The sequence below is a fragment of the Actinoalloteichus caeruleus DSM 43889 genome, assembly GCF_000429185.2.
Lineage (GTDB): Bacteria > Actinomycetota > Actinomycetes > Mycobacteriales > Pseudonocardiaceae > Actinoalloteichus_B > Actinoalloteichus_B caeruleus.
Window position 1 is genome coordinate 4,624,272 of record NZ_AUBJ02000001.1, and the last position, 20,935, is coordinate 4,645,206.

At 73.0% G+C, this 20,935-nt stretch carries 17 protein-coding genes; 6 read left to right on the forward strand and 11 right to left on the reverse strand.

From position 1 onward, the window contains the following. The first annotated feature begins 113 nt into the window (after positions 1-113). Positions 114-1,277, forward strand: a complete 1,164-nt coding sequence (locus G443_RS18650; protein ID WP_026419506.1) for a S1 family peptidase — start codon at positions 114-116, stop codon at positions 1,275-1,277. Here the strand turns inward: G443_RS18650 and G443_RS18655 are convergent. Genes G443_RS18655 through G443_RS18665 form a run of 3 tightly spaced genes read right to left on the reverse strand, consistent with a single transcriptional unit; the run spans position 1,250 to position 5,782 of the window. After that, the gene (locus G443_RS18655) at positions 1,250-2,992 is read right to left on the reverse strand and encodes an MDR family MFS transporter (protein ID WP_026419505.1); all 1,743 of its coding nucleotides are present in this window, start codon (positions 2,990-2,992) and stop codon (positions 1,250-1,252) included. The two genes, G443_RS18650 and G443_RS18655, sit on opposite strands and share 28 nt — an antisense overlap. Positions 2,993-3,045: 53 nt before the next feature. Next, positions 3,046-4,527: a UDP-glucose dehydrogenase family protein gene (locus G443_RS18660; RefSeq protein WP_051314135.1), complete on the reverse strand. Its 1,482-nt coding sequence runs from the start codon at positions 4,525-4,527 to the stop codon at positions 3,046-3,048. A 4-nt stretch (positions 4,528-4,531) separates the two neighbouring features. Further along, a complete protein-coding gene (locus G443_RS18665) occupies positions 4,532-5,782 on the reverse strand; it encodes a glycosyltransferase (RefSeq protein WP_081715541.1) in 1,251 nt (416 codons plus the stop codon). A gap of 318 nt (positions 5,783-6,100) precedes the next feature. Here G443_RS18665 and G443_RS18670 point away from each other — a divergent pair, with 318 nt between their 5' ends. After that, entirely contained in the window at positions 6,101-6,778 is a 678-nt protein-coding gene (locus G443_RS18670; protein WP_051314133.1) for a TetR/AcrR family transcriptional regulator, read from the forward strand. Between the two features lie 223 nt (positions 6,779-7,001). On the opposite strand, the gene G443_RS18675 is transcribed toward G443_RS18670, so the two are convergent. Beyond that, a complete protein-coding gene (locus tag G443_RS18675) occupies positions 7,002-7,727 on the reverse strand; it encodes a hypothetical protein (protein WP_051314131.1) in 726 nt (241 codons plus the stop codon). Continuing rightward, positions 7,724-8,905 carry a type VII secretion protein EccE gene (gene eccE / locus G443_RS18680; RefSeq protein WP_026419503.1) on the reverse strand — a complete coding sequence of 394 codons (1,182 nt, stop codon included), beginning with the start codon at positions 8,903-8,905 and terminating at the stop codon, positions 7,724-7,726. Before eccE ends, G443_RS18675 begins: the two co-directional genes overlap by 4 nt. Positions 8,906-9,189: 284 nt before the next feature. On the opposite strand from eccE, the gene eccB reads away from it, so the two are divergent. From eccB to G443_RS18695, 3 genes are all read left to right on the forward strand, one after another. Beyond that, positions 9,190-10,854 carry a type VII secretion protein EccB gene (gene eccB / locus G443_RS18685; protein ID WP_081715540.1) on the forward strand — a complete coding sequence of 555 codons (1,665 nt, stop codon included), beginning with the start codon at positions 9,190-9,192 and terminating at the stop codon, positions 10,852-10,854. A 156-nt stretch (positions 10,855-11,010) separates the two neighbouring features. After that, positions 11,011-11,331 (forward strand): hypothetical protein, encoded by a 321-nt coding sequence (locus G443_RS18690; RefSeq protein WP_026419502.1) that lies wholly within the window; start codon positions 11,011-11,013, stop codon positions 11,329-11,331. A gap of 19 nt (positions 11,332-11,350) precedes the next feature. Further along, positions 11,351-12,592, forward strand: a complete 1,242-nt coding sequence (locus G443_RS18695) for a WXG100 family type VII secretion target (RefSeq protein ID WP_051314128.1) — start codon at positions 11,351-11,353, stop codon at positions 12,590-12,592. A 23-nt stretch (positions 12,593-12,615) separates the two neighbouring features. On the opposite strand, the gene G443_RS18700 is transcribed toward G443_RS18695, so the two are convergent. The 4 genes from G443_RS18700 to G443_RS18715 all read right to left on the reverse strand — a co-directional run bounded on the left by G443_RS18700 (position 12,616) and on the right by G443_RS18715 (position 16,598). After that, positions 12,616-13,695 (reverse strand): alcohol dehydrogenase catalytic domain-containing protein, encoded by a 1,080-nt coding sequence (locus G443_RS18700; protein ID WP_026419500.1) that lies wholly within the window; start codon positions 13,693-13,695, stop codon positions 12,616-12,618. Positions 13,696-13,811: 116 nt separating this feature from the next. Then, entirely contained in the window at positions 13,812-14,585 is a 774-nt protein-coding gene (locus G443_RS18705) for an SDR family NAD(P)-dependent oxidoreductase (protein ID WP_026419499.1), read from the reverse strand. 103 nt (positions 14,586-14,688) lie between these two features. Beyond that, positions 14,689-16,071, reverse strand: a complete 1,383-nt coding sequence (locus tag G443_RS18710) for a GntP family permease (protein WP_026419498.1) — start codon at positions 16,069-16,071, stop codon at positions 14,689-14,691. Beyond that, positions 16,068-16,598: a gluconokinase gene (locus G443_RS18715; protein ID WP_026419497.1), complete on the reverse strand. Its 531-nt coding sequence runs from the start codon at positions 16,596-16,598 to the stop codon at positions 16,068-16,070. Before G443_RS18715 ends, G443_RS18710 begins: the two co-directional genes overlap by 4 nt. A 161-nt stretch (positions 16,599-16,759) precedes the next feature. Here G443_RS18715 and G443_RS18720 point away from each other — a divergent pair, with 161 nt between their 5' ends. After that, complete coding sequence (locus G443_RS18720) at positions 16,760-17,455, forward strand: FadR/GntR family transcriptional regulator (protein ID WP_026419496.1); 696 nt, start codon at positions 16,760-16,762, stop codon at positions 17,453-17,455. Between the two features lie 232 nt (positions 17,456-17,687). Here G443_RS18720 and mycP read toward each other — a convergent pair whose 3' ends face one another. Beyond that, positions 17,688-19,340, reverse strand: a complete 1,653-nt coding sequence (gene mycP, locus G443_RS18725) for a type VII secretion-associated serine protease mycosin (RefSeq protein WP_103055978.1) — start codon at positions 19,338-19,340, stop codon at positions 17,688-17,690. 52 nt (positions 19,341-19,392) lie between these two features. Continuing rightward, on the reverse strand, positions 19,393-20,781 hold the full coding sequence (gene eccD, locus G443_RS18730) for a type VII secretion integral membrane protein EccD (protein ID WP_026419495.1): 1,389 nt from the start codon (positions 20,779-20,781) through the stop codon (positions 19,393-19,395). Positions 20,782-20,935: the final 154 nt, after the last annotated feature.

The window sequence follows — 20,935 nt, forward strand, 5'->3', positions numbered from 1 at the left end:
ACCGGCGGTTCTCCCCGGCCCGTTGGCCGGCGGCGCCGTCGCCGTTTCAGTCCCTCTCTCCCGCCGGTCGGCCGTTCCGGTCGACCGTCCCGCACGTACGAAGGAGATGACTGATGAGACCTGTTCGCCTGACCGGCCTGGTCGCCACCGCTGCCGTGGTGACCGCGACCCTCACCGGAGTGGGGGCCGCCTCCGCCGGAGAACGCCCCGCCGATGGCCCCGACCGCCAGGACTACTCGCCCGGCCTGCTGACGAGCATGGCCGACGAGTTCGGCATCACCCCGCTCGAGGCGGAGACGCGGCTGGGTCAGGAGTTCGCCGCGATGGACGCGGTGGACCCGGCGGAGGAGGCCGCCGGCTCCGCCTACGCGGGGGCCTGGTTCGACGCCGAGCGAGGGGCGCTGGTCGTGGGCGTGACCGATGCCGGGGCCGCCGACGCCGTCCGAGCGGCGGCCGAGGTGGACGTCGAGGTCGTCGAGCACAGCGCCGCCGTCCTCGACGGGGTGGTGGCCGAGTTGAACGCCGTCGCGGAGGAGGAGGCTCCGCCGGCGGACGTGACCAGTTGGTACGTCGACCCGGCCGCGAACGAGGTCGTCGTCACCGTCCTCGCCGGCGCCGACGACTCGACAACCGCCGCCTTCCTCGCCGAGGCGCGGGCCCTGGGGCCGGTCACGGTGACCGAGGTGAGCGAGCGGCCCGAGACCTTCGCGGCGGGCACGGTGGGCGGCGACCCCTACTACATCAACAGCAACACCCGTTGTTCGATCGGGTTCTCCGTGCACGGTGGTTTCGTGACGGCCGGGCACTGCGGTGGCGCGGGCAGCACCGTGCACGGGTGGGACTGGTCGCTGATGGGCAACGTCGCGGCCGCGAGCTTCCCCGGCAACGACCACGGCTGGGTTCGCATCGGTCACGGCTGGTGGACCGAGCCGGTGGTCCTCGGCTGGGGAACCGTGCACGACGTCCTCGTGCGGGGTTCCTCGGTGGCGCCCGTCGGGTCCTCGATCTGCCGCTCGGGATCGACGACCGGCTGGCGGTGCGGCACCGTGGAGGCGTTGAACGTGACGGTGAACTACCAGCAGGGGCCGGTCTACGGAACGACGCAGACCAGTGCCTGCGCGCAGGGTGGTGACTCCGGTGGCTCCTTCATCACCGGCGACCAGGCGCAGGGCGTCACCTCCGGCGGTTCTGGCAACTGCGCGACCGGCGGTCGGACCTTCTTCGCGCCGGTGAACCCGATCCTGTCCGCCTATGGCCTCTCCCTCGTGCTGGCCTGATCGTCGGGGCGACCGGCGACCTCGGTCTCCGGCGTGACCGGGTCGGTCACGGCGTCGACCCCGGCTACCGGGGTGGTTGGCGGGTCCTCGCGACCCGCCAACCGCGCGTCCGGGACCAGCAACGCGACCAGGAACGCCAGGACCGCGGCCACCGCGCCCACCAGGAAGGCGGTGGCGGCGGCCGAGGCGAAGGCCGCCAGCACGGGGGCGGCCAGCACCGGGTCCACGGTGGCCAGGAACTCCGTGTTGTCCAGGTCGAGCAGCAGCCGGCCGTCCTCGGTCACCGCGTCGAGCACCGGGCGGTTGTCCGGGTCCCCGGTGACGGCTGGCTCGGTGAGGTGCCGGGCGAAGTCCGGGTCGGCGCGCGCTGCCGCGAACGAGTCCTCCAGCCTTCCGCCGACCAGCCCGAAGAGGACCGAGAGCAGGACGGCCGTTCCGGCGGAACCCCCGATCTGGCGGAAGAAGTGGCTGGAGGAGGTGGCGGACCCGAGATCCGCCCGTGGCGCGCCGATCTGCACGATGAGCGTGAGCGTCTGCATGGCGACACCGACGCCGACGCCGAGGAGCAGCGCGTGGAGGCCGACCAGGGCGAGGGGGGTGTCGGTGCGCACCGTGCTCAGCAGCGCCAGCGCGAGGGCGCTGGTCGCGGAGCCGAACACGGCGAAGCGGCGTACCCGGCCCGTCGCGGTGATCAGGTGTCCCACGATGATCGTGGCCACCACGTTCCCGAGTGTCTGGGGGAGGAGCAGCAGCCCGGCGACCATCGCCGAGTGACCCCGCACGATCTGGAGGTAGAGGGGAAGCACGGCGAGGCTCCCGAACATCGCCATGCCCACCAGGACGTTGAGCACGTTGCCCAGGACGAAGGTGCGGATGCGGAAGAGGTGCGGTGGCAGGAGCGCGACGTCGCGGGAGCGTCGTTCCACCAGGACGAAGGCGAGGAGGCCGAACCCGGCCACCAGGTACAGCAGGACGGACGTGGGGGAGCCCCACCCCCACTCCCGTCCGTGGGAGGCGACGGTGAGCAGGGGGACGACGGCCACCACCAGGGCCACCGCGCCGAGGTAGTCCACCCGTCCGCCACCGCCGGGAACGGGTAGGTCGAGCACCCGGTGGACGACGAGGACGGCGACGATCCCGATGGGCACGTTGATGAGGAAGATCCATCGCCATCCCGCGAGGCCGAGGAAGTCCGGGGCACCCGCGAAGAGGCCGCCGACCACGGGGCCGAGCAGGCTGGCCGACCCGAAGACCGCCATGAAGTAGGCCTGGTACCGGCCCCGTTCCCTGGGGGGCACCAGGTCGGAGACGATGACGAACGCCAGGGAGAACAGCCCGCCTCCGCCGAGCCCCTGCACGGCGCGGAAGGCGGCCAGCTGGGGCATGGAGGCGGCCAGGCCGCAGAGCAGCGAACCGAGCAGGAAGATGCCGATGGCCGCGAGGTAGACCGGTCGGCGCCCGTAGAGGTCCGACAGCTTGCCGTACAGCGGGGTGGCGACGGTGGCGGTGACGAGGTAGGCGGTGGTCGCCCACGCCTGGATCGTCTGACCGTGCAGCTCGTCGGCGATGGTGCGCATCGCGGTCGCCACCACGGTCTGGTCCAGCGCGGACAGGAACATCCCGATCAGCAGGCCGGAGAGCACCCGCAACACCTGGCGGTGGTCGTACTGGTGCCCTGGTCGCGGGCTGGTGGCGGGTCGCGCCGTGTCGGCCACGCGCTCACACCTCCTTCCGGTCCGGTTCGGGCTGACGGAGTGGGCGGCGCTCGTCACGTCTCCCGAGCGGCACCCCCCACCGTCGGGCTGCCCGCCCCGCCGTGGTGCCCGGTTCCGATGGCGCGGCGGTGCTGGAGGGACCCGGGCGCCGGGCTGCCCGGATGGCGGGGACGCCCGAGGGAACGCACCGACCAACCAGCCCTGGTCCAGTGATCCCGGTCGAGGGTGTTCCTGGCGTCGAGCAGCGTCGGCCGGCGCACGAGGCGCCGCAGCCGGTCCGGGTCGAGCGCCGCGTACTCGGGCCACTCGGTGAGGTGCAGGACGATGTCGGCCCCGGTCGCCGCCTCGTACGCGGAGTCCGCGTAGTCGACCGTGGGCAGCTCCCGTCGCGCGTTGGTCAACGCGTGCGGGTCGTGCACCGCGACCCGGGCTCCGTGCAGGTGCAGATCGGCGGCGACGGTGAGCGCGGGCGAGTCGCGGACGTCGTCCGAGTGGGGTTTGAAGGCCGCTCCCAGCACGGCGACCCTGGCGTCGGTGACCTCCCCACCCAGCTCCTCGCGCACGAGGGCGACGGTCCGGCTCCGGCGCTCCACGTTGATCTGGTCGACCGCCTGGAGCAGTTCCACCCCCCGGCCCGCTCCGAGCTGCTCGGCGCGGGCCGTGAACGCCCGGAGGTCCTTCGGCAGGCACCCGCCCCCGTAACCCAGTCCCGCCCCGAGGAAGCGGTCGCCGATGCGGGGGTCGAGCCCGAGGGCGCGGGTGAGGGGGACGACGTCGGCTCCGCTGGCCTCGCAGACGTCGGCGACGAGGTTGACGAAGGACAGCCGGGTGGCGAGGTACGCGTTGGCCGCGACCTTCACCAACTCCGCGGTCGGGAGGTCGCAGACCACGACGGGAGTCGCCGGGCGTTCGGGGGTGTCGGCCAGCAGCGGCGCGTACACGCGACGCAGCGCCCGTTCCGCCACGTCGTCGGTGACGCCGAAGACGAGGCGGTCGGGTCGAAGGGTGTCCTGGATCCCGTGGCCCTCGCGCAGGAACTCCGGGTTCCAGGCGAGCCTGGCGTGCTCACCGACGGGGGACAGCTCGGCGAGGCGGCGGGCGAGCGGTTCGGCGGTCCCGACGGGGACCGTCGACTTGCCGACCACGAGGCACGGACGCGTGAGCAGGGGACCCAGCATCTCGATCACGGTGACGACCTGGGACAGGTCCGCCCCGTACCCGCGGGGGAGTTCCGGGGTGCCCACGCACACGAAGTGCGTGTCACCGAACTCGGCCGCCAGTGCGAGGGAGGTGGTGAACCGGAGTCGTCCCTCCGCGACCTGCGTGGAGAGCAACTCGGGCAGCCCCGGTTCGTGGAAGGGCACCTCGCCGCGGCCGAGCCGGTCGACCCGCTCGGAGTCGACGTCGACGCCGAGGACCTGGAAGCCGAGTGCCGCCATGCAGGCGGCGTGGGTGGCGCCGAGGTAACCGGCGCCGATCACGGTGATCCGGGGTGGCTGGCCCTGGTCGTCGGGCGGTGTGCTGGTGCGCGTCACGCCCTCACCCCCTGCCGGCGCCGACGGCGGTGTCGGCCTGGTCGGCGGCGTGGACCTGACCGGCCCCGGCTGCGATCTCCTCGAGGCGGCGGACGACCTGGTCGACGTGGGGTAGCGCCAGCATCTCCCGCTGCGCGGCTCGCACCGTGCCGGTGGTGGTGCGGTCGGTGAGGAGGTCGGAACAGGCGGAGGCGACGCCGTCGGCGGTCTGCTCGACCACGTGGCGACCGAGACCGAGTTCCGCGACGCGGTCGGCGTTCACCGGCTGGTCGCCGAACTGCGGGACGACGGCCATGGGCACGCCGGCCCGCAACGACTCCCGGATGCTGTTGTAACCGCCGTGGGTCACGAAGAGGTCCGCGCACTGGAGGAGCAGCGGCTGCGCGATCCCGGTGACGACGTGGACGTTGGACGGGTGGGGGATGTCCGGGAGCGGCACACCTCCGGTGGACACGATCGCGGCGCAGTCGAGCCGTCCCAGCCCCTCGATGATGGCGCGCAGCCCCTCGGCGGGATCGCGCATGGGGGGCGTGTCCTCGAGGCCGGGTTGGGGCGGAGCGTCGAGGACCATCGAGAGCGCCGTGCCGACCGCTCCGAACACCAGTGGGCGGGTGGGGTCGAGTTCGGACACCCAGCTGGGCAGCGCCTCCCGGTCGGCGACGGTGTCGGGCTGCCGGTAGGCGATCGCGGGCGGCACGTCATGGGTGTTGAAGGTGTAGCGGTGGGGGACGCAGTCCAGCCGGCCGTGCCGGTAGAGCGCGTCCGGGCCCTGCTCGGGCAGGTGGATCTCCCGGCGCCGCCGGTTGAGGTGGTCGACGAGGCCGACCGGGTCGACCAGGTTGCCCCCTCCGCTGGGGACGGACACCTGGGGCACGCCCAGCGCCTCGGCCACCAGCATCCCGGCGCACTCGGTGCCGTCCCGGAGCACCAGGTCCGGGCGGAACTCCCGCGCGATCGGCAGGATGGTGCCGACGTTGCGGGTGACCTGGGGTCCGCCGACGAACTCCCGGATCATGACCGTGGCGTCCGTCAGCTGGTCAAGGGTCAGTTCACCGCTGGCGAGCTGATCCCGCAGGATGTCCTCGATCGGCCCCAGGACCGCCCTGACCGGGAAGTTCTCGCCCGCGAACACGTGGGTGAGCGCGGCGGGAACCACCGCCAGCACCTGGTGGCCGGCTCTGGCCACCGCGCTGGCCACCGGGAGCATGGCTCGGGCGTGGGAGGGGGAACCGGTGACGCTGCACAGCACTCGCACGGAACGGTCCTTTCCTGAGGCGGTCGGCGGCGGTCGGTACGCGGGCAGGGGAGGTCCCCGGGCCGAGATCACGGCCCGGCGGCACGGTTGTTGTGGGGTCGAGCTGGCTCGGTCCGTCCCGGCTCGGCAGGATCGGTGCGGGGAACGCGTCGGTTGGGTGTCCAAGGCGTCGAGGACCGGTCAGCGATCGGTCAGCCAGAAGTCAGCAACGGATTACTTCACTGAACGTATCCAGTCGGATGCTGACGGTCAATACGCTGAACCCGCGCCGGGGGAGATGTGGATCACATGCCGACATCGTGACGGGAGGGCTCGCGGGTGGCGCAGGAGGAACCGGGTGCCGAGGTGGGACGAGGTGTCCCGCCTCGCCGGAAGGACGCCGACGCCACCAGGTCGGCCTTGTTGATGGCGGCGGTCCTCCGGTTCGCGCGGGACGGCTACGACCGGACGAGCGTCCGGGAGGTCGCCGCCGACGTGGGAGTGAACCAGGCGCTCGTCTACCGCTACTTCGGGTCGAAGGATGCCCTGTTCGAGGAGGTCTCCGCGCACACCTCGGCGATCGGTGAGCTGCTCGCCGGCCCACTCGACGCCATCGGCCCCGGTCTGGGTGACCTGTTGTCGCGTGAGGGGGACCAGGGCGCCCCCGGGTTGGTGGCGCTGCTGCGCTCGCCGGGGAGCGCGGCGGCGATGGAACGGTTGCGCCAGCTGGTCACCGACGACTTCACCCTCGGTCTCGCGCGCCGGCTGCCAGGCGAGGACGGGAGGTTGCGCGCGGAGCTGGTCGCCGCGCTGCTGGTCGGGGTCGGCCTGCTCCAGGCGGTCGTCCGGACACCGCAGCTCGGTGGTGGGAACCCCGAACGGGTGCGTGGGTTGGCGGCGGCGCTCGTGCGCCCGCTGGTGGCTCCCGTTGACCGGGCCGCCGGGGGAGGAGCGGAACGACCGGCTCCGGGAGCGGGCTCCCCAGGCAGCGCGGCGGATGCCGGTCCGTCGCGCTGAGGTGCTGGCCGTGCGAGTGGGGGGCGTGTCCAGGGCGTGGCGGGCCACCTCCGGCCACCCGCTCGTCTCCGCGCGGGTCGGGGCATCACCCGCCGCTGGCCGGCCGCCCACCCGCCACGAGCCAGGAGGGCGCGGCGTCGAGGCATGAGCTCCCGCTGCCCGCCGCCGGACCGGAACGGCGTCCCGTCGCCGGATGGGAGGCGGGTCCCCGGCGGGGAGGGCCTCAGTCGCCCCGGCGGACCGGGCCGAGGATCTCCTGCTCCTTCTTGGTGGTGATCAGGCGGAAGGGGCGCCACAGGTTGCGCCCGAGGGCGATCACCCCGTCGTCCTTGAGGTTCGCCAGCTGGTTGATCATGGGGGGAGGGAGGCGCCACATCCGGGCGGCCAGCTGCGCCTGGCCCACCGGCAGCCGTTGCATCAGCACGAGGTCCGCCGCGTTCGCCGTACCGGCGGCCTGGGGGTGCAGGTACGGCAGCACGTACATGGTCGTCTGCCAGGGAGACCTGGGTGGGAAGAGCTCCTGGGGGACGTGCCCGCCGTCGTGGACCACCAGGAGCGGGCCGTCGTCGGTGGGGCGGGGCAGCTCGACCGGCGACAGCCGTCGCACCTGGACCAGTGGTACGGGACGACCGTCCGGGCCCTGCCCGGCGGCGCGCGCCACCGACTGCCAGGCCGCGGGACGCCCGGTCGCGATCACCACCCATGCTCCGGTCGCCATCGCGCGGAGCGCGACCTGTCGTGCCAGGTACAACCCTCCGACCAGCACGATCCGAGTCGGTGCCGGCCGTAGGACGGAGATGGTCAGCGGCTCGTTCTTCATGCCGGAACCGAGCACCATGCCGCCCCGGTCGCCGGCCGGGCTGACCGCGTCGAGCAGTTCGGGTGACACCACGAACTCCGGTGCGACCCCCCGGCCGGAGGGGCCGTAGGCCAGGCGGCTGCTAGTCATGCCGATCCTCCCAGTGGCAGGGTCGCGGCGAGCCCGGCCACCTGGAGGCCTCGCAGCGGGGTGAGCGTGATGTCCAGCTTCTCGCCGAGGGTGTTCAGCTTCCCGTCGGCCGCCTCCAGTTCGGACGGTGTCCTGGCGCTGACGCGGACCAGTCCCCGCAGACCCACCTTGCCGTCCTCCTCGCTGGGCGAGATGGACAGGGTCACCGTGGAGGACAGGGCCCGGACACCGGTGAGGGCGTTGATGTTCCTCATCCCGCCCTTGCCGGGCCACCGCGTGATGGCGTAGCTCGCGTGCCCCACCCCGCCGGCCGTCACCCCGGTCCAGCGTTCGCGCAGCCCGACCTTCTTGTTGGCACCCGCCACCGACTGGAGGTTGGCCGCGGAGATCCCGGAACGCAGCACCTCGTCCACATCGAGCGGCCGGGTGGACACCCCGTGCCGTTCCAGGGCGGAACGGATGCGGGAGAGCGCGCCGATCAATGCCCGGTGCGCGCCGACCACACCTCCTCCTCGCTCGGTGATGGCCTGCTGGCAGCGCCTCGGGTCGAGCCGGACGGCGACCCAGGTGGTGCGGCGGGCGGCGGCCGGCAACGGGCCGAGCACCTCCAGGTACGAGTTCAGGGCCGGCGAGTTGGGCGGCAGGGCGGCGCTGCCCGGGTAGCAGTGCCAGATCACCTTGATGGAGTCGAGGATGACGCCTCGGTCCTCCAGGCAGGGGGTCAGGGCGCCCAGCGGCAGGTTCGGTGCCGCGCCGACGTGGGTGACCAGCGCGGGGGGCGGCTCGACGAGCAGCACCGCCGTCCACGTTCCGTCGTGCATCGCCAACCCGACCTGACCGCGTTCGTGGTCGGTGCCCTGCGCCACCACCAGGTCGGGCAGGGCGAGGCGGAGCAACGACACCCGGGCGTCCTCGGGGCCCGTCACGGGCTTGTCGTCGAGTTGGACCTCCTCGTCGTCCGCCCGGGCCGGTGGGTGGGCCACCCTGGTGTGCGAGCGGGCGGCGTAGCCGAGGGTCAGCTTCGTCCACTGGGTCAGCCAGCGTCCCTTCCAGCGGGTGAAGGCCACCACCAACGCGACGAGCAGCACCGCGGCGGAAGCCGGCCAGAGACTGGTGCTGACGGCCAGCAACAGCAGTCCCACGGCCAGCCCGACCTCCAGGACCACGACGTTGGTCACCGGCAGCGGGCCGAGGCTGGCGCCCGTCGCCCGCCGTCGCGCGCTGCCGACCCGTGCCGTCGGCGGTGCCGCTGGCGGCGACGGTTGGGGCCGCCGGGGCTGGGCAGGGCTGGGTGTGGTCACGCTCATCCGTTCGGTCTCTCCCCCTCGCTGATGCAAGACGGCGGATCGTCGGCGGGGGCACGCACCCGCCTGGCGCCCTTATCGGGAAACGGCGCCACAGTCGTGCTGCTGCCCGCTATCCTGCCGAACGGTACCGTGGACTAGGGAGCTATAGGCCGCAAATGCCCTCAACACCTACCACCAAGTCCCAGGTTCAGGCTTACCGCTTCGTCCTCAGGCGAATGCAGTCGGCGCTGGTCCGCAAGGACGCGGTGATGCTGCACGATCCGATGCGCACCCACCAGCGCTCCGTGGTGGCGGGGATGGCGCTCGCCGCCGTGGCGCTGTTGGGTTTTCTGATCTTCGGTGTCATCTCGCCCAAGGCGAGTCCGCCGAGCGCGGGCGAGATCGTGATGGCGCAGCCTTCTGGCGGCATCTACGTCGCCGTGGAGCAGAACAACGCGCTCCAGCTGATCCCCATGATGAACATGGCCTCGGCGCAGCTGCTCCAGATGCGGATGCAGGGCGGCGCGTCCGCCGGGCTGCCCGAACCCTCGTTCGTCAGTGACGACGTGCTGGCCGACATCACCATCGGCAGCCAGCTGACCGGGATCCCCGGGGCGCCGGAGAAGATGCCCAGTTCCGAGCGGCGAATCGATCCGGTGTGGACGGTGTGCGACTGGGCGTCCTTCGACGACAGCCTGGCGAACCCGGCGGCCTCGGCGTCGGCGGAGACCTCGGTGCTCGCCGGCGTCCACGACCTGCCGGGCCGCGCGCTCGCCGAGGACGAGGTGGTCGTCGCCCGTTCCGAGGCCGACGGCGAGATGTGGGCGATCTACCGCCCGGATGACACCCGCGCCGGGTCGCGTGCCGTGGTCCGCGCCTGGGTCGACCCCAACCACCAGGTCAACCAGGCGACGCTGGCCTCGGGGCTGCGTGAGCCGCACCTGATGACCGAGGCGTTGCTGAACAGCATCCCCACCGTCGACGACTACGCGGCCCCGGACATCCCGGACCAGGGGCTCCCCGCCGACCGGGAACTCGTGCTGCCCGACGGCAACGCGGCGGGGATCGGCACCGTCGTGGCCGCGTTGGACGCGTCCGGGCAGGGCCGGGACTACTACGTCGTGCTCAACAGCGGGTACCAGGACATCCCCGAGGGCGTCGCGGAGCTCATCCGCTGGTCGCAGGGACAGGCCCAGGCGGAGGTGCCGCTGGTCGAACGGGTGGACATCACCCGGCTCGGCGCGGCCGCGGATGCCGACCTCGTCGAGATCCGCGACCTGCCGAGCCGTCCGCTGCGACCGGTCCCCTACATGGAGAACCCGGTGACCTGCTTCGCGTGGAACGGTTCGGACGACCGGGAGCGCACCGAGCTGCGGGTCGGCGAGGACATCGAGTTGCGGGGCGCGGACGCGTCGGACGACGACCCGCTGTTGGAGCGGGTGCGGCTGGGTGCCGACAACGCGGCCGACTACTTCTTCATGCCGCCGGGGAACGCCGCCGTCGTCCGCAGCACGACGTCCGAGGGCAGCTTCCAGAGCGGCCCGATCCACTTCGTGTCCGACCGGGGTGTCCGGTACGCCATCCCGGACATGCGGCACGTCACGGCGCTGGGGCTGTTGCCGGAGAACAGCACGCTGCCGCCAGCCCCGGAACCGATCCTGCGCCTGCTGCCGGCGGGCCCTCGGCTGGACCAGAACAATGCCGACCTGGTGTTCGACTACGTCCCCTTCGACGAGAGCGGTGACCGTCGACTCGACGTCGAGGAGGGCGCCGGCGAGTACGTCCCCGACCCGGACGGCGTCGGGGACGGGTGGTTCGAGGGCTTCCCCCAGGACGGCTGACGGCGAGTGGGATGACGGATGGCGGCGGCCCGGGAACCCCCGGGCCGCCGCCGGCGTCTCATCGGCCGAACGGCCTCGTCCGGAGGTGCGCGCCGCGCCACGGCCGGACACCACCCACGGCCGTCGTGCTGACGACGAGCATCCAGGGAGCCCGACGTGGCGGACATCAGCATCGACCCGGAGTGGGTCACCGACTACGCGCGTCGGCTGGAACGCGCCTCCGAGGACCTCGGCGAGGTAGGCCAGTCCGTCCACGTCGACGGGGTGGGCGCGGAGACGTTCGGCGAGCTGGGCGTCGAGGTCGGCACCGACACGGCGTACGCCGAGGTGCGTGACCACCTCGACACCCAGCTGGCCCGGGGCCGCGAGGTGCTGCTGGCCGCCTCGGTGGCGCTGCGGAACGTGGCCCGTGTCCACCTGGCCCACGACGAGGACAGCGCGGCGGAACTGAACCGCTCCGGCGCCGATCCGGCCTGAACCGCACAGGGAGTCGCCCGTGTTCCCCGACCGCTACCCAGCCGACCCCACCGTCGTACCAGGTGGCGTGGCCTTCGACCGCTCCCCGGGGTTCGGGGGCACCAGCCGGCCCGCGTCGACGGCGAGCGAGGCCGCCCCCGCCGCCCCGGCGGGGGCGGTGACCGCGTCCGAGCCGGCTGCCCGTCCACCGTGGCTCCCCCAGGAGGGGGCCGTCGGCGGCCCGGACGGTGACCGGCTGGCCGGGGACGCCGCCGGCCATCTGGGCTTCCTGTCCTGGATCTCCGACCAGCTCGGGGTTCCGGACCCGGTGCACGAGTACTTCGGCCCGGTGGTGGGGCGCTGGAGCGACATGCACGAACAGGCCGAGCACTGGCGGGCCGCCGCCAGGCGGGTCGAGGAGCTGTCGGAGGAGGTCGCCGGTCCGCTCGGTGGCCTGGACGAGGCCTGGACCGGGGACGACGCCGACTCGTTCGTCGAACACGTCCAGGAGGTGACCCGCGCCGCGAACGCGATGGCGGACACCATGACCGCCGTCGCCGACGCGTTGGACGTCACGGCGGACGCCATCCGGCAGCTCGTGCGGGACATGGTCGAGGTGCTCGCGGGCAGCGCTGACTCGGTGTCGGAGGCGTTGACGCTCCCGGTGGCGGGTGAGGAGCGGGCCCGCGACCACCTGGCCACGATGCGCGAGCCGCTGCTGGAGCTCTTCGAGGCGGTCCGGGAGGTGCTGCGCGCGCTGGTCGGCCTGTGCTCGGGGCTGGGTGGTGACACCGTCTTCTCCGACCTGCGCATGGCGCACGTGTTCCCCGAGGACGACTGGTCCTTCGACGTGCCCTCCGTCCCGGGCGGCGGCGGCCCCGGCGGGGTCGACGTGGCGGGTGCGGGCACCGGCGGGGGTGCGCCCGGCGGCGGAGGCGGTGCCGGCGGCGTCCCCTCGGGTGGTGGTGGCCCCGGCGCCGGCTCGGCGGGGGCGGCGCCCGAGTCCGAGCAGCCGGTCCGGGCCGGGGGCACCAGCGGTGTCGCCGCCGCCCCCGGCGACGCGGTGGCCGGTCAGCAGGGCGCCTCGACCGGGCAGGCCACCCAGGGCGGCCGGGGGATGGGCGGTGGCGCCATGATGGGTGGCGGGATGATGGGCGGCGGGGCCCAGCAGAACCAGGGTGACCAGGAGCGGAAGAACCAGTCCCGCATCATGTCCGACGCCTCGGAGCTGTTCGGTGAGCCGGAGGCCACGGTGGCGCCGGTCATCGGGGAGGACGGCTGACAGCGCTCCTGACCTGGCCGGGCTCAGCCGGCGTCCGGCTCGGTGAAGTCGAGCAGGACCTTTCCTGACCCGGCGGCGTCGGCCGCCGTCGTCAGGGCCGCCGCCAGCTCGTGGACCGGGATGACGTGCGAGACGATGCCCTCCGTCGCCAGCGAGCCGTCGGCGAGGGCGGCGAGCACCGCGGCCATCTCGTCGTGGAACCGGAAGGACCCCGCCACCGTGATCTCCCGGCTGATGAGGCCGGCGACGGGGGCGGGGATGTCGCCGGCGGGCACCAGCCCGAGCAGCGTGAGGTGCCCGCCCCTGCGCAGGCCGGCGGCGGCCGCGGCCAACCCGGCCGGACTTCCCGAGGACTCGACGGCGACGTCGACGCCAAGCGCGGCCACCGAGGCGGCGTCCGTCGCCACGATCGTCCTGGTGGCTCCCAGCCCCTCGGCGACTCGGAGCGGGCGGTCGTGCAGGTCGGTGACGACGATCTCGGCCGCACCGGCCCGGGCCAGGACGGCCACGACCAGCGCGCCGATCGGACCGGCGCCGGTGACGAGCACGCGCCGCCCCCGGACCTCCCCGCTGCGGGCCACCGCGTGCCAGGCGACGGCGGCCGGCTCGGCGAGGGCCGCGGCGCGCGGCGGGAGGCCGGCGGGGAGGGGGAGCAGCCGGGTGGCCGGCAGGACGCGCAGCGCGGCGAAACCGCCGTCGGTGTGGGGGTGGCGGGCGGCGCTGCCGAGGTAGGTCGTCCTGGGGCAGATGTTCTCCCTGCCCTCGGCGCACCGGTCGCAGGTCCCGCAGGGGTTCGCGGGGTGAACGGCCACCGGGGTACCGGCGGCCGGCCCGCTGCCGTCCGCCGCGGCACGCTCGACGTGGCCGACGACCTCGTGACCCAGCACCATGGGGGAGCGCAGCACGGACTCACCGGCCGCGCCGTGCCGCCAGTAGTGCAGGTCCGAGCCGCAGATGCCGCCGTAGGCGATGCGGACGACCGCCTCGGCCGGCGTGGGTTCGGGAAGCGGTACCCGGTCCAGGCGCACGTCACCCGCGGCGTGGGCGACCACGGCGAGCGTGTCCTGGGGGGCGGGGGCGGACGGCGACGGGGCGCGGGACACGGGTGAGTACCTTCCTTCCGGACGGAGGGGAGAGCCTGGTCGGGTGGCGGCGGTCCGGGCGACCTGGTGGGGCGTTCCGGCCGCTGGTCCGGCCGGGACGGCTCGCCACCGGGAGATCAGACGACGGCGGTCATGCCCCCGTCGACGAAGATCACCTGCCCGTTGACGAAGTCGGACCCGGAACCGGCCAGCCACACGGCAGGGCCCACCAGGTCCTCGATGCGGCCCCACCGGCCGGCCGGGGTGCGCCCGGTGATCCACCCGGTGAACGCCTCGTCCGCCACCAGCGGGGCGGTCAGCTCCGTCTCCACGTAGCCGGGGGCGAGGCCGTTCACCTGGATGTCGTACCCCGCCCACTCCGCGCACATGGCCCGTGTGAGCCCGGCCAGGCCCGCCTTCGCCGCCGCGTAGGGGGCGATCGACGGCCTGGCCAGCGCGGTCTGGACGGAGCAGATGTTGACGATCTTGCCGCGACGGCGGGCCACCATGCGGCTGGCGACGGACCGTCCGACGAGGAAGGCACTGGTCAGGTCGGTCCGCAGCACCGCGTCCCAGTCCTGGGGGGCGAGTTCGAGCATGGGCTGCCTGTGCTGGAAACCCGCGTTGTTCACGAGGATGTCCAGCGGCCCGATCTCGGATTCCACCGCCCCCACCGCCTCGTCCACCGCCGACGGGTCGGTGACGTCGAAGGCACTCGTCCTGACCCGGTCCGCCCCGACGCGCGACCGCAGTTCCGCCGCGGTCGAGGAGAGGCGCTCGCTGTTCCGCCCGTTGAGCACCACGGTGGCCCCGGCCTCGGCCAGGCCGGTCGCCACGGCTCGTCCGATGCCTCGACTGGACCCCGTGACCAGCGCGATCCGGCCGGTCAGGTCGAACAGGGCGTGGGACATCGACGTCTCCTCGGTCGTGGGTCGTGGGTCGTGGGTCGTGGGTCGTGGGTCGTGGTGGGCGGTGGGGACGGCCCTCGGAGCACCGTCCCCGCCGTCGGGTGGGTTATGCGATCAGGTAGATCGCGTAGGCGAAGCCGAACCCGATGAAGGCCATCAGGGTCTGGATCACGGTCCACGTCTTCAGGGTCGTCTTGACGTCCATGCCCATGAACTTCCCGACCAGCCAGAAGCCGGAGTCGTTGACGTGGCTGGCGATGACGGAGCCGGCCGCCAACGCCAGCACCAGGGCCGCCAGTTGCACGGAGCTGAGGTCGGTCATCGTGGCCACCACCGGTTGGACGATGCTGGCCGCGGTGGTCAGGGCGACCGTCGCCGAACCCTGCGCGATCCGCAGCGCGCTGGCGATGACGAAGCCGGCGAGGATCACCGGCATCCCGAGCCCCTCCAGGCTCTCCGCCAGGGCGTCGCCCGTTCCACTCGCCCGGAGCACGGCGCCGAACATCCCGCCGGCGCCGGTGATGAGGATGATCGAGCAGATGGGGCCGAAGGCGCTGTCGACGATGCCCTCGGTCTCCCGGCCGGGCCTGCGGCGTCGGACGCGCAGCAGGTAGATGGCCAGGAGCACGGTGATGAGCAGGGCGACCGGGGTCTGCCCGACGGCCCGCGCGGCCAGGACCCAGCCCGCCTCGGGATCGACGAAGCCGGCGACGCCGAGGGCGTCCAGGCCGGTGTTCGCGAAGATGAGGGCCAGTGGGAGCAGCAGCAGGAGCAGGATCGTCCACAGGGCCGGCGGGTCGGCCTCGTCCTCCTCGGAGGCTGTCCCGAGGATGTCCGGGACGGGCAGGACCAGGCGCTGACCCATGATGCGGCCGTAGAGGTATCCCGCCAGGTACCAGGTGGGGATCGCGATGGCGAGCCCGAACAACAGCACCAGGCCGATGTCGGCCTCCAGGAAGCCGGTGGCGGCCACCGGGCCGGGGTGCGGAGGGACGAAGATGTGCATCACCGAGAACGCGGTGGCGGCCGGGAGCCCGTAGAGCAGCACCGACCCGCCCAACCGGCGGGCGACGGTGAAGATCACCGGCAGCATGACGACGAAGCCGGCGTCGAAGAAGATCGGGAAGCCGAAGAGCAGCGAGGCGACGCTCAACGCGAGGGGCGCGCGGTTCTCGCCGAAGAGGCGGAGGAGCCGGTCCGCGAGCACCTTGGCCCCGCCACTGGTCTCCAGGAGCCGGCCGAGTACCGCGCCGAGGCCGACGAGGAGCGCGACGGAACCGAGCGTGGAACCGAAGCCCTCCGTCATGGTCGGCACGACCTCGCCCGCCGGGATACCGGTGGCCACGGCGGTCACGAGGCTGACCAGCACCAGGGCGAGGAAGGCGTGCAGCCGGACCTTCATGATGAGGAACAGCAGCAGCGCCACCGCCGCGAGCGACACCAGCAGCAGGGAGCCGGTGGACAGGGCGGGGGTGAAGTCGGTGTTCACCGGCGGCCTCCTTCCTCGGCGGTGATGGCCTCGGTCGCCCGCTCGACGAGGTCCGCCGGGGGCGCGCCGATGTCCAGCACGACCCCGCCCTCGTCCGCGCCGAGCGGTTCCAGCGCGGCGTACTGCGAGTCGAGGAGGGACGGCGGCATGTACTCGTGGCTGCGGGCGGCGACCCGCTCGGCCACCAGGGACCGCTCGCCGGCCAGGTGGACGAGGAACAGGTCCGGGGCGTAGTCGCGCAACACGTCCCGGTAGTCACGTCGCAGGGCCGAGCACGCGACGACCGGGGGCTCGCCCGCGTTGACGCCCTCGGCGACGCGAGCGCCGATCACGCGCAGCCATGGAAGCCGGTCCTCGTCGGTCAGGGGCTGGCCGGTGGCCATCTTCTCGATGTTCGCTGCCGGGTGCAGCGAGTCGGAGTCGACGAAGGGCCGGTGCAGCCGCTCGGCCAGCAGTGCGCCGACCGTCGACTTGCCCGACCCCGAGACCCCGATGACCAGCACTGGTCGCGGCGCCGTTGCCGTCATTGCCTACTCCTATGCTGAGTGGCCTGGGTGGACCTACATCGGATGAGTAGCGCAGAGACTAGGCATTAAATCTGATGTAAACAACTCCCTGTGTGAAATAAGTCAGACGAAAACCGTGGGTGTTGATCGGGTCACCGGCGGCACCGGGAAAGGGCGACGGCGTGGCCTGGGTGAGCCTGCACGACCGGCTGTTGGAGGAACTGGGGCTGGCGGTGACCGGCGGAACGCTCGCGGCCGGGGACCGGGTGCTGCTCGACGAGCTCGCCGACCGGTTCGACGTCTCGCGATCGGTCATCCGCGAGGTCGTGCGGGTCCTGGAGGCGCTGTCACTCGTGTCCTCCCGGCGACGGGTCGGGGTCGTGGTCCTCCCGGCGAGCGAGTGGAACCTCTACGACCCGAGGGTCATCCGCTGGCGCCTGGCCGGCGACCAGCGGGCCGACCAGCTCCGCTCCCTCTCACAGCTCCGGGCGGCGGTCGAACCGGCGGCGGCGGCGCTCGCCGCGCACAACGCCAGCATCGAGGTCGCCGCCGAGCTCATGTCGGTGGCCGGGCGGCTGCGCGGGCTCGGGCGGTCCGGCGACCTCGAGGCCTTCCTCGTGGTCGACATCGCCTTCCACCAGATGGTCCTCCTCGGCAGCGGAAACGAGATGTTCGCGCAGCTCTCGGACGTCGTGGCCGAGGTCCTGACCGGCCGGACCCAGTACGGGCTGATGCCCCGCTACCCGGCGGCCGAGGCACTCCAGTTGCACATCGACGTGGCCGACGCCGTCCAGCGCGGTGACGCCGCCGGCGCGCAGTCGGCGATGCTGCGCATCGTCGACCAGGCGGTCGAGGAGCTCGCGCCGATCTGGCGGTAGCACTCGCGGCGCACCGGCTGACGTCCCGAGGGGCCACCGCCCGTCGTTCGCCGGGTGACCGACCAGGCGGTCGTACCGGTGCCCGCCCGGCCAGGAGCGTGAGCCGTGAGCCTGAGGTCGGGACGCGGCACGACGTCCATGCCAGGGGGCGGGCGCCCAGTCGCCGGGTGCGGGACCGGGTGGGCGTCCGTGCCCGGCGTCGATCCCACCGCGGCGCGGTGGACCCGCTCCCTCAGCCGTCCTCGGCGAGCTGGCGGTCCCGTTCCCGGGTGTGGCGCAGCGTCCTGGTGATGAAGACGGTCAGCAGGAGCAGCCCGATCCCGCCGCCGGCGCCGGCCACGGCGACGATGGTCGGGGTCCAGTCCCGTTCCTCCAGGTGGTGGACACCGCCGTGGAACAGGGCGTCCGCCCTCGGCTCCTCCTCCGGGAGAGTGCGCGTCAGCGCGGCCACCGGGTCCACCACCCCGGTCCCCCACCCGAAGGCGACGCCGTTGACCCCGCCGGTCTGTTGCGCGGTCCGCTTGATGCGGTCCACGACCTGCGTCGCCGACAGGTTGGGGAAACGCTCGCGCACCAGCGCGGCGGTGCCGGCGACGTAGGGGGCGGCGAAGCTGGTCCCCTGGATGGGTTCGAGGCCGTTGCCCTGGATGTCGAGCATGTTGGCCAGGCCCTCGCCACCCGGCGCGGGATCCACCGAGGTGACCTCGGTGCCCGGTGCCGCGATGTCGACCCACCAGCCCTGCACCGAGAACTCGGCCAGCGCGCCAGTGCGGTCGGTGGCACCCACGGCCAGCACCTCGGGGAACGCGCCGGGCAGCGTCATGTGGGTGACGTTGTCGGCGGTGTTCGTGGAGCAGCCGTCCGCCCCGTTGCCGGAGGCGGCGACCACCACGACGTCCCGCTCGTGGACCGCGTACTTGACGGCCGCGTGCAGCCGCTGGACGTAGGGGGACTCGACGTCGGTGATGGGCTGGCAGGAGGACTGGGAGAGGTTGATCACGTCCACGCCCTGGTTCGCCGCCTGCACGATGGCCCGCGCCATGATGTCGGTGTTGCCGGCGCCGGCGACCTTCTCCTCCTCGGGGATCTCGTCGTCGGCGGTCTGGTAGTAGTTGGAGACATTGCGGATGCCGACGAGCTCCACCCCCGGGGCGATGCCCCGGAACCGGGAGTCGTTGCCGAAGGGAGCCGCCCCGATCAGTCCGGCGACGATCGTCCCGTGCCCCTCGCAGTCGAAGGTCCCGTCCCGGCCGTCCCGACCGTCGATGTAGTCGCCCGCCCCGCTGAGCCGGTCACCGAAGGACGGGTGCCGGTTCACCCCGGTGTCGACGACGGCGACCCGCTGCCCTGACCCGGTCGCGCCCATCCGGGCCAGCTCGTCGAACCGCAGGTAGTCGTGCGCCCAGGACTGCGGTGGTAGCGACCCGCTCGTGCTCGCGCCCGGGGTGATGCAGGCCGTGCGGTGCTCGAACAACGCCCAGTCACCGCCGGTGGGCGGCACGCCGGGTGGCGCGGCGGGATCGACGTCGGGGAACGTCGGGACGTTGCCGTTGAGCCGCCGGTCGGCCTCGGACCTCGGGCGGTCGGGGTCGTCGGCGGTCTCGTCCCCCGGGGCGTCGCCCTCGGGGGACTCCGGGTCAGCCCCGTCCTCCGCGCCAGCCCCGTCCTCCGCGCCGGGGTCCCCCTGGTCGCCGAGGTCCTCGCCCCCGCCGCCCTGACCGGGGTCCTCGGGACTCCCCTCGTCCTGCTGGTCCTCCTGCGCCACCGCGACGCCCGTCAGCGCCGGAGCGGCGCTCAGGCTCGGGCCGACGAGCGTCACCACCGCGACCGTCGCCCCCGCGGCGAGCCGCCGGACCGCGCCACCCGAACGTCGGCTGGCAGCCATCGTCATGTCCTTTCGCCGCACCCGCGATGCCCTCCCGTCGGAGTCGCGGCCGTCACCACTCGATCTGGATCAACTGGCGGAAGGTCGTGTACAGCTCCATCACGGCCAGCGCCACCGGGATGACCGCCGCGATCATCACGGCCTCGAAGATGTCGACCGACCGGCGGAGCACCGGCGAGAACTTCTGGTCGGGGAACACCACCCCGAGGACGAACGCGGCCACCGCCAACACCATGAGCGTCCCGAAGACGCCCAACAGCATCACCAGCTGGTCGTCGGTCGCGGTCATCCACCCCACCACGAGGCCGGCCGCGGTGAGCATGCCGCACATCAGCAGCGCGATCGCCTGCGTCCCGTTGGCGTAGGTGCGGGAACGCAGCAGCAGGACGATCGAGACGACGACCCCGAGCACCGGACCCCAGAAGTTGTCCGACCCGGCCGCGATCACCGCACCGATCGCGGCGACCACGCCGCACCCGATGATCATGCCGGTCATGTACTCGTGCGCCAGTCCCGAGCGCTGCTCGATGATCGCGTAGTCCGGGAAGCCGGTGTCCTCCTTGAGGTCCTCGGCGCTACCGGGGACCTGGGGGAGGGGCAGCTTCGCCAGGTAGATCGTGAGCCGGGGCAGGATGGACAGCGCGGCGAGCGAGACGGCGGCCGCCCCGGCCGCGATCCCCGACGGGGGGTGGTCGACGAAGGTGCCCACCAGGAAGGTCAGCGCGCCCAGCGCGCCGGCGGCCCCGGCGGCGACGAAGACGACGACGCCCTGGCCCAACAACATCACGCTCGCCGACGCGAAGACGGTGACGAGCGCGGACCCGAGCAGGAACGACGGTGCGAGCTCACCGCCGGGAACCAGGTACAGCCCGCCGACGAAAGCCATCGGGAGCCCGCCGGCGGCGGCGATCAGCAGGCCGGTCCTCGGTGCCCGGTACGCGCGGGTGACCACCGCGCCGGCCGCGACGGCGACCACCGCGGTGACCGTGGCCGTGATCGCCGACCCGAGGCTCCGACCCGAGACGAACAGCGCGACGGCCGCGACCACCAGCGCCAGCACTCCCGCGATGTGGCCCAGGCGGTGGGCGGTCTCCTTGGTCCACGGCCGGAAACTGAGCGGGTCGGAGTCGGAGATCGCGTCGACCACGTCGTCGTACAGCGGTGGTGGCGGGTTCTCCGAGCGGCGGCGCAGTTGCACGATCTCGCCGTCCAGCACCCCGAGGGAGGCCAGTGTCCTGCTCGGGTCGAGCGGCCCCTCACCCATCTTCGCCAGGCACCAGCCGCCATGCCGGGCGCCGCCGTCCGGAGTGGCCTCCTTGGACATCTCCAGCAGCATCGGAAGCAGGTCGGCCACTGCGACGTCGGCGGGCAGAGCGAGGTCGATGCGTGTCTTCGGCGCAACCACCGTCACTCGGCTGAACACCGTCGTACCGGTCGCCACTGCGCCCCCTAATGTCATGTCGTCGGTTGCTTCTCGGGCCGCCCCCGTGGCGGGCGGGCGTCCCCGTGGACCGGGTTCACCGAATCCGTCCCGCCGTCGCGGTGAGCGCCCTTAGTATGGCCGCACCGAGTTGGGCGAGTCCGTGGGTTTGGCG